Annotated in this window: 10 protein-coding genes; 6 read left to right on the top strand and 4 right to left on the bottom strand. The window is 37.7% G+C overall.

Annotated features, from left to right (window positions below; all coding sequences use genetic code 11):
- Positions 1–154 precede the first annotated feature (154 nt).
- Positions 155–772 (bottom strand): dTMP kinase, encoded by a 618-nt coding sequence (gene tmk / locus N9Y32_06680; protein ID MDB2590695.1) that lies wholly within the window; start codon positions 770–772, stop codon positions 155–157.
- A gap of 5 nt (positions 773–777) precedes the next feature.
- The gene (mltG, locus tag N9Y32_06675; GenBank protein MDB2590694.1) at positions 778–2,568 is read right to left on the bottom strand and encodes an endolytic transglycosylase MltG; all 1,791 of its coding nucleotides are present in this window, start codon (positions 2,566–2,568) and stop codon (positions 778–780) included.
- A gap of 41 nt (positions 2,569–2,609) precedes the next feature.
- On the opposite strand from mltG, the gene N9Y32_06670 reads away from it, so the two are divergent.
- The 6 genes from N9Y32_06670 to N9Y32_06645 all read left to right on the top strand — a co-directional run bounded on the left by N9Y32_06670 (position 2,610) and on the right by N9Y32_06645 (position 6,579).
- Positions 2,610–3,341 (top strand): DUF1538 domain-containing protein, encoded by a 732-nt coding sequence (locus tag N9Y32_06670; protein MDB2590693.1) that lies wholly within the window; start codon positions 2,610–2,612, stop codon positions 3,339–3,341.
- Entirely contained in the window at positions 3,338–4,081 is a 744-nt protein-coding gene (locus N9Y32_06665; GenBank protein MDB2590692.1) for a DUF1538 domain-containing protein, read from the top strand. Before N9Y32_06670 ends, N9Y32_06665 begins: the two co-directional genes overlap by 4 nt.
- A gap of 15 nt (positions 4,082–4,096) precedes the next feature.
- Positions 4,097–4,447 carry a P-II family nitrogen regulator gene (locus N9Y32_06660; GenBank protein MDB2590691.1) on the top strand — a complete coding sequence of 117 codons (351 nt, stop codon included), beginning with the start codon at positions 4,097–4,099 and terminating at the stop codon, positions 4,445–4,447.
- A complete protein-coding gene (locus tag N9Y32_06655) occupies positions 4,447–4,860 on the top strand; it encodes a CBS domain-containing protein (protein MDB2590690.1) in 414 nt (137 codons plus the stop codon). The genes N9Y32_06660 and N9Y32_06655 overlap by 1 nt, the downstream gene beginning before the upstream one ends.
- Before the next feature lie 87 nt (positions 4,861–4,947).
- Entirely contained in the window at positions 4,948–5,565 is a 618-nt protein-coding gene (locus N9Y32_06650; GenBank protein MDB2590689.1) for a DUF302 domain-containing protein, read from the top strand.
- Positions 5,566–5,628: 63 nt separating this feature from the next.
- Positions 5,629–6,579 carry an MBL fold metallo-hydrolase gene (locus N9Y32_06645; GenBank protein MDB2590688.1) on the top strand — a complete coding sequence of 317 codons (951 nt, stop codon included), beginning with the start codon at positions 5,629–5,631 and terminating at the stop codon, positions 6,577–6,579.
- Here the strand turns inward: N9Y32_06645 and N9Y32_06640 are convergent.
- Complete coding sequence (locus tag N9Y32_06640) at positions 6,570–6,881, bottom strand: pyrimidine/purine nucleoside phosphorylase (GenBank protein ID MDB2590687.1); 312 nt, start codon at positions 6,879–6,881, stop codon at positions 6,570–6,572. The two genes, N9Y32_06645 and N9Y32_06640, sit on opposite strands and share 10 nt — an antisense overlap.
- 10 nt (positions 6,882–6,891) lie before the next feature.
- On the bottom strand, positions 6,892–8,151 hold a 1,260-nt coding region (locus N9Y32_06635; GenBank protein MDB2590686.1), incomplete at its 5' end, for a leucyl aminopeptidase.

The following is an 8,151-nucleotide window of genomic DNA, read 5'->3' as shown; positions in this document are numbered from 1 at the left end:
ATTGCATCATCCTTGAGTAAAATACCCACTAATTGCTGCATGAGTTCAAATTTTCCAATTTTTTGACTACCTGTAATAAGTAACGCATGCGGTAGATGATTCTGATCAATCATTTTTTGCAGTTTGGAAAGTGCCTGATCGTGCCAAGGAAGATTCATAATATTTCTAAAATTTTCTCAATTTGCGCACTAGTATGCTCACGAGATTTCGAGGAATCAATCAGCTTAATTCGTTGTGGATATTTTTCTGAACGATCAATATACGCTTGCCTAACGCGCTCAAAAAAATCTAGCTCTTCTAATTCGATACGGTCTTTCTCGCCTCTAGACTCAACACGTGACATGCCTAAGTCTACGGGGATATCTAATAGTAGCGTCATATCAGGTGTAAAGCCTTTTAAAACCCAATGCTCTAAGTGTTCAATACGTTCAATATCTAAACCTCTGCCTCCGCCTTGATAAGCATATGAGGCATCAGTGAAACGATCACTCAAAACCCAGTCTCCTTTTTCAAGAGCAGGAATAATCTTATGATGGATGTGTTCATTTCTAGCAGCAAACATGAGTAATAGTTCACTATCACTATGCATTGATTTAGTTTTTGTACTGAGTAATAGTTCACGAATTTTCTCACCCAAGTCAGTTCCACCTGGCTCTCGCGTTAAAACAACATTAATTCCCTTTGCCTCTAAATAGTCACAAATAAATTTTATTTGTGTACTTTTACCAGCGCCTTCAACGCCATCTATGGTGATAAATTTTCCTTTTTGCATGGGTTTTATTTTAGATACTTCTTGATATTAATAAGATGTTGTTTATAAGTTTTTGCAAATGCATGGGTACCATCTTTTTTTGCCACAAAATATAAATAATCGGACTTCAAAGGATGTGTAGCTGCTCTTAAAGATTCTAAACCAACTGAACCAATTGCTCCTGGTGGCAAGCCCTTGTTTCGATAGGTATTATATGGGCTCTTAATCCACAAGTCTTTCTTACTTAACTTACCCTTGTAAGCATCTCCCAAAGCATACACAACTGTTGGATCTGTTTGCAGGCGCATACCTGCTTTTAAGCGATTAATAAACACACCTGCAATCTTTGACTTCTCTGCATCATTAGCTGTTTCTTTTTCGATCAGCGATGCTAGTATCAAAACTTGATCTGCATTTTTTAGTAATAAGTCTTCAGCTTTATCATTCCATGCTTTTGATAATTTTTCTTGTAATAAAGTATGCGATCTATTTAAAACGCTCAACACACTATCCGCATAATTAATTTGATATGTATCTGGCCAAAATTTTCCATCATATGGGGCTTTGGCAGTCGTTTTTTGCAAAACTTCCTGAAAGGAAAGTTGAGAAGTTAAAGCTGGATTTTGACTTAATAACTGGTAATACTCTTGAACAGTTTGACCTTCTATCAGGGTAATTTTTCTAGTGGCCACTTGAGCTTTAGAGAAATCATCTAGTAAACTTAAAACACTTGTATTAGAATTAACATCGTAATGGCCTGATTTTAATTTACCATCAATTCTTAGTAGCTTTGCTGCCCAAACCACGTACTGAGATGAATTAACCAAGCCATAGCGTTTTAGGCTATTAGCGGTAGAGTGAATAGTGGCACCCTGAGGAAGTTGATAAACAAATGGCTTAACCGTATTTATCTTGTTAGCCCAAAACAACCAAACAACCAGCAAGCTCAAAGCAATAATCAGCCAGCTTTTAAAAAATCTTTTTTTAGGCTTTAATACAATCGAATTTTCGGGTTTAGATAGGTGTTCATTTAAACTATCTAGTATTTGATCAGTAAACTGATGCTGTGAATACTTCTGTTCATTGATTTGACGAATGCGCCTAATTCCAATCACACTATTACTAATAAATATCTCGTCACAGGCTAATAATTCTGCAACACTTAATCGACAAATTTCTACCGATAAGCCAAGCTCTCTTGCCAGTTGAATAATTACTTGTCGTCTTGTCCCTTCAATACCGCACTCATTTAAGCCCGGCGTTAGTAGTACACCATTCTTGATAGCAAAAATATTACCTTGAGTAACAGAAATGACCTGAGCTTGCGGATCAAGCATAATGCATTCTTGAGTTTTAATCCTTGTGCGGGCAAGGATTTGCTCCAAGCGATTACAATGCTTAATTTCAGATAGCATCTGATTAGTTGCATATCCACTATCGCAAAGACTTAATGTGTAATCCTTTGGAAGATCGGGTGCCTTTGAAACCATGACAATGCGAGTAGGCGTGATAGACTTATCATATCCATAGCCTCTGAATGTCTCACCACGGGACAGTATAATTTTGACCACCGCATTATCTAATTTAGCCATAAAGACAGCTTTAGCAATCTCTTTTATCCAAACTGAACGCGAAATTGGCGATATTTTTAGTCGCTTAGCGCCTTTCTCCAATCGCTTAAAGTGCTCTTCCGCTAAGATCAATTTATGATCAACAACCAAACAGGTTTCGAACAAGCCATCACCAAATTGCACCAGGCGATTAAATACACTCAGTTTGGTTTGGTCTTTTCCATTAATTAAGATGATACGATTCATGTGCAAGTATTATAATTCAGTGCATCTATAAAATAACACTTATGAAAAAAACGCTTTATCAATTTGTCCACAATCTGACAGACAGTGCAAAAGATTTAGCGCCAATCGTGTTGGTTATTGCTTTTTTTCAAATTATCGTTCTGCAACAACCTATTCCCAATATGGATAATATTATAATAGGTGCCGGGTTTGTACTTATTGGTCTTACTTTATTTATGCATGGACTTAAGTTGGGCTTATTTCCTATTGGTGAAGTGCTAGCCTTTTCTTTTGTTAAAAAAGGATCAATTACTTGGTTATTGGCTTTTTCTTTCGCCCTTGGATTTGGCGCGACAATTGCCGAGCCAGATTTAATAATTATGGCTAATGAGGCGGCAAAGGTTGCCCAATTTGGTGGCATCATAACCTCTGAGCTCGAACTCGATCAATACGCTCAAACCCTTCGCTATACCGTGGCTATTGCCGTAGGTCTTTCGGTTGTTATTGGTGTCATTAAAATTCTTAAAGGCTGGCCTATTCAATACTTAATTATCAGTGGCTATCTAATGGTTATGCTGGTGACAATCTTAGCACCAGATTTTATTATTGGTATTGCTTATGATGCAGGTGGCGTAACTACAGGGCCAATAACTGTTCCCTTGCTGACTGCATTAGGCGTTGGATTAAGTAGTAGTATTCGCGCAAGAAATCCACTTATTGACGGATTTGGTATGATCGCAATTGCCTCATTGCTACCTATTATTGCTGTCATGTTGTTTGGTATCTTGCAATGATATCATTACCGCATTATTTTGTAGAAACTTTTTGGGCAGTAGCACCCATTGCGGCTATTTTATTTATTTTTCAATTAGGTATCTTAAAGCAAAAAATTCCACATTTAAAACGTATTATTACGGGATTTATTTTAGTTTGGATTGGGCTTACTTTTCTAATCATTGGCCTAGAAAAAGCATTATTCCCACTTGGAAAAATCATGGCAATACAACTCACATCAAATGATTTAGTGGGTGACCCTTTGAATTGGTATGATTATTATTGGGTTTATATCTTTGCCGGGTGTATTGGTTTTGCCACCACCATTGCTGAACCATCACTATTGGCAGTAGCTATTAAAGCTAATCAAGTTTCAGGTGGTTTTATCAAGGTTAAAACATTACGCATCGTAGTTGCCATTGGCGTTGCCATTGGAATTGCACTGGGTAGCTTTAGAATTGTGGCTGGACTTCCCCTGCATTATTTCATTATTAGTGGATACATACTGGTTTTGATCCAAACTTATTTTTCACCGAAAAATATTATTGCACTGGCTTATGACACAGGTGGCGTAACAACTTCCATTGTTACTGTGCCAATTATTGCTGCCCTAGGACTTGGGCTATCTACTGCTATTGATGGACGAAATCCATTAACTGATGGTTTTGGCTTAATAGCCTTCGCCTCTCTTTTTCCTATCATGAGTGTACTTGCTTATGTGCAAATTATTCATTTTTTAAACCATGACAAACACAATTAATAACAGGAGGCATTTATGCACTTTAAATTGATTATCGCTTTTGTTGATAGCGACAAAACTGATAGAATTCTTGAGGCGACTAGAAAAAAAGGCGCCACAGGATCCACTATCATCTCTCAAGCTAGAGGGGAAGGGCTTGAGCATACTAAAACATTTTTAGGGTTGAGTCTGGAAACCCCTAGAGATGTATTATTATTACTTGTAGAGCAGCATCTTTCTAGAGAAATATTAGAGAGTGTTGCAGATGCAGGTGACTTTGAGGCAAACTCTAAAGAGGGTATTGCTTTTCAGATAGATGTTGAAGACGCCGTTGGTGTCATGCATCAAATTCAGGCATTAGAGCAGACTATAGAGGAGAAAATATAATGAGTAACGAGACACAAAAAAATACACCTACGTTTGTCAAAGACGTTATGTGGACACAAGTTGATATTGTTGATAGTAAGACCACTGTTCAGCAGGCACTTACTGACATGAAATACAAAAAAACAAAAATGTTATTAGTGGAAAAATCTCATGATCATGATGAATATGGTGTTGTCTTAATTGCCGACATTGCTTCTAAAGTTATCGCCAAAGATCGTGCATTAGATCGCGTCAATATTTATGAAATTATGAATAAACCTGCTATGTCAGTTCATCCACATATGGATATTCGCTACTGTGCCGAACTATTAACCCACTTTAATTTATCTAGATGTCCTGTGCTGGATAATGGAAAAATTGTTGGCGTTATTAGCTTGACTAGTATTGTTCTTAATGGGTTAAGGCCTGTATAGTGATATATTTTTTCCATTATGGTTAATTATGGTGCTAAAATCTATAATTGATATAAAGCATATGCAATCTAATAAAAGGAGATAGAAGTGGGTGGAATAATTAATTTAATTAAATGGGTGTTAATCGTAATCGGTGCAGTTGCAGCTTACTACGCAGTAACGTTACAAGTTCAGTATGGGGTTACCTCTAAAGTTATTAGTGAAATGGTTTCACCTAAGTTACACCCAGAAGCCATGTCGAAGGTATATATGCCAATGACAAACACATTGTTAGACACAGGTGATATTACTATGGCCTCTATTGTGCGTGTTAAAGTAGCTGATGATGTATCTAATAAAGATGTCGAAGAGGCAATGGAAAGTATTGCTACTGCTGAAGGTATTCGTTCAGTTGGCATGCTACCCCTATCTGAAATGGTTGAATTGCAAACAGGTGAAAAGCAACGTTTCTTAAAAATCTACCAATATTGCTCTCCACGTACTGCAATGACAATGGTTGATCATTCAGATGCATTCTCTGCTTATCTACCTTGTCGTTTAGCATTAATTGAAGATAAAGAAGGTCAAAGATGGCTGTACACTTTAGATATGAACGCTATGATTTACGGTGGCGCCCCTTTACCAGACTACTTACTAGAAAAAGCACTAGAAGTTAAGCGTGTCATTACAGCGATCCAAGATGGCGGCGCAGAAGGCGACTTCTAAACGACTAAAAATTCAGTTTAAAACCGCCCAATTGGGCGGTTTTTTTTGATCTAAAATAAGCTTATGAATCCTACTTATCACGAACTAGACTTTAACATCACCTGTATTGATACTGAGCACATGCGAAAAGATTTTGTGGCTGCTTATTTAATCGAACATAATGGTCGAGCTGCCTTTATTGATACTGGCTGTCACTTATCAGTGCCCAACCTGTTGGCTACCTTAAAAGACAAAAACATAGAGGTTGAAGCGGTTGATCATATTATTCTCACGCATATTCACTTAGACCATGCTGGTGGGGCTGGTGAGTTAATAAAACATCTGCCTAATGCGAATGTTCTTGTTCATGAGCGTGGCGCTCAACATTTAATTGATCCTTCCAAATTGCGTGCTGGTGTAATTGGTGTCTATGGAGAATTATTCTTTAAGCAGTTTTTAGGTGACCTAATCCCTATTCCATCAAACAGAGTTGTTATTGCCAAAGATGGAGATGTTATTAACTTAGGTGGACGAGTTTTAAAATTTATCGACACACCTGGTCACGCTAGACATCATTTATGTATTTGGGATGAGCAGTCCAGAGGTATTTTCTCTGGTGACACATTAGGAGTGAGTTATCGTGGATTTGACACTGAACAAGGTGTGTTGATTTTTCCACCGACGACACCCGTACAATTTGATCCTCAGGCTTGGATTAGCACAGTTAATCAACTACTAATGCTTAAGCCAAAATTTGCTTATTTAACTCATTTCAATAGAATAAAATTTACAAAAGAATCTGCTGATATGCTCATACAACATATCAATGGTTTTGTTGCCATAGCCAAAAAATCAGCTGATGAGGAAAATCGTCATAAGGTTATTAAAGATTCATTGCTCAAATATTTACTTAATATTGCAACTCAACATGGTGTTAAGCTTGATGAACAACAACAAGTTAAATTATTCAAAGGTGACTTGGAAATCTGCGCCCAGGGCTTGGGTGTTTGGCTAGATAAAGAGGCTCAAAAATAAGAGCAGCAGTAGTCAGTTACTTCTTTTACTTGCAACTTAAAGCTTGAATCTTTAGCAACTTTAAAAGATGAACCTTTAGCGAATGTCTGCCAATTACTCTCACCTGGCAATAATACATCCATTTCTCCAGCTTGAATTTCCATTAGTTCATTCTCATCGGTTCCGAACTCATAATCACCCGGCATCATGATTCCTAGGGTCTTTTTTGAGCCATCTGCAAATACCACAACTCGCGATGTTACCTTGCCGTCAAAATAAATATTAGCGGCTTTAATGACTTCTACATTTTCAAAACTTGACATATTTTTTTCCTTATTTAGCGCGGTCTAGAATATATTGCGTTAATAGTGGTACAGGCCTTCCTGTTGCGCCTTTTTTAGCACCACTTACCCATGCGGTACCTGCAATATCTAAATGTGCCCAACGATAATTTTTTGTATATCTGGCTAGGAAACAAGCTGCTGTTACACTGCCTGCTTCACGCCCACCAATATTACCCATGTCAGCAAAATTAGATTTAAGCAACTCGTCATATTCATCATCAAGTGGTAGTTGCCATGCGGTATCTAGAGAATCTTTTCCTGCAGAAATTAAATCATTAGCTAATTCTTGATCGTTAGCCATTAGACCACAATGATGCTTTCCTAATGCCACAATTACTGCACCCGTTAAGGTAGCTGTATCAATCACAACTTCTGGATTAAACTTCTCAACATACGTTAATGCATCACACAAAATTAAACGCCCTTCTGCATCTGTATTTAAAATTTCAATGGTTTGCCCTGACATTGAAGTAACCACATCACCTGGTTTTGAAGCATTATGTGCAGGCATGTTTTCAACAGCAGGCACAACAATAGTTAGATTTATCTTAGGTTTCATTTGTGCAATAGCTCGCATTGTTCCGATCACAGAAGCAGCGCCACACATGTCATATTTCATTTCATCCATACCAGCACCAGGCTTAAGTGAAATACCACCACTATCAAAAGTAACGCCCTTGCCTACCAATACTATCGGCTTTGAGTTTGCATCACCTTTGTAGCTTAGACTAATTAGTTTTGGTGGCTCGATTGAACCTTTTGAAACAGATAACAATGAGCCCATACCTAAGGCAGACATATCAGATTCCTCTAAAATTTCACACTCAAGATTAAACTCTTTAGCTAAATCTTGAGCTGTTTGCGCCAAATAAGTTGGCGTACAAATGTTTGAGGGTAAATCCCCTAAATGACGTGTAAGTTTCATGCCACTCGCGATAGAGCTTCCCTGAAGTAACTCATGAGCATCATTGTGTGAAGATTGAATGGCAATATTCTCAAGCGTGTCTGTTTTTTCCTGCGCGCCCACTTGCTGAATCTCATAATCGGCATCTTTCAGAACTCTTGCTGAGACCTTATGAGTCCAACTTTCATCAAAATTTTCAATATCAACCTTAGCAAACATGGTGCTCTTTGTTTTAGTTGAGCTTAGTACTCCACTTGCAGCCGTTAATGCTTTGATGTAATTTTTAGCATTATTTGGCAATTCGCCCAAACCTACAACTAATACCTTTTTAGCCTTAAAACCCTG

Source organism: Candidatus Thioglobus sp. (assembly GCA_028228555.1).
Taxonomy (GTDB): Bacteria; Pseudomonadota; Gammaproteobacteria; order PS1; family Pseudothioglobaceae; genus Thioglobus_A.
This window is presented reverse-complemented; position numbering and strand designations above follow the sequence as displayed.

What these genes read in the sequence shown, in the direction of transcription:
- tmk (MDB2590695.1), bottom strand. Translation starts at nt 772, where the DNA reads ATGCAAAAAGGAAAATTTATCACCATAGATGGCGTTGAAGGCGCTGGT.
- mltG (MDB2590694.1), bottom strand. Translation starts at nt 2,568, where the DNA reads ATGAATCGTATCATCTTAATTAATGGAAAAGACCAAACCAAACTGAGT.
- N9Y32_06670 (MDB2590693.1), top strand. Translation starts at nt 2,610, where the DNA reads ATGAAAAAAACGCTTTATCAATTTGTCCACAATCTGACAGACAGTGCA.
- N9Y32_06665 (MDB2590692.1), top strand. Translation starts at nt 3,338, where the DNA reads ATGATATCATTACCGCATTATTTTGTAGAAACTTTTTGGGCAGTAGCA.
- N9Y32_06660 (MDB2590691.1), top strand. Translation starts at nt 4,097, where the DNA reads ATGCACTTTAAATTGATTATCGCTTTTGTTGATAGCGACAAAACTGAT.
- N9Y32_06655 (MDB2590690.1), top strand. Translation starts at nt 4,447, where the DNA reads ATGAGTAACGAGACACAAAAAAATACACCTACGTTTGTCAAAGACGTT.
- N9Y32_06645 (MDB2590688.1), top strand. Translation starts at nt 5,629, where the DNA reads ATGAATCCTACTTATCACGAACTAGACTTTAACATCACCTGTATTGAT.
- N9Y32_06640 (MDB2590687.1), bottom strand. Translation starts at nt 6,881, where the DNA reads ATGTCAAGTTTTGAAAATGTAGAAGTCATTAAAGCCGCTAATATTTAT.